Below are 303 nucleotides of genomic sequence, written 5' to 3'. Positions count from 1 at the left end.
TATCAGATGAATAATGCATGTCTGCACCACAGCGAGTTCCCAGACGGTGTTGATCGCCTCGGGCAATCCCTTGAGTCCGTCGCACACAACGATGCAAACATCCGCCACACCACGATTCTTAATCTCGGTCAGGACCGAAAGCCAGAACTTCGCGCCTTCACCGCCCTCGCCGGCCCAGATCCCCAGGATGTCGCGTTCGCCATTAACGGTGACACCAATCGCGACATACATCGGCCGGTTGGTGACCTGTCCGTCGCGAACTTTCACGTGCACCGCATCGATGAACATCACCGGATACACCCG

General features: G+C 57.1%; 1 protein-coding gene. It reads right to left on the bottom strand.

What is annotated here, in order from left to right; genetic code table 11:
* Window positions 1–303 (bottom strand): transposase (locus BFL43_RS00015; RefSeq protein ID WP_206186577.1); only part of this gene is annotated, 303 nt, incomplete at both ends.

Source organism: Williamsia sp. 1135 (assembly GCF_002095395.1).
Classification (GTDB): Bacteria; Actinomycetota; Actinomycetes; order Mycobacteriales; family Mycobacteriaceae; genus Williamsia.
This window is presented reverse-complemented; position numbering and strand designations above follow the sequence as displayed.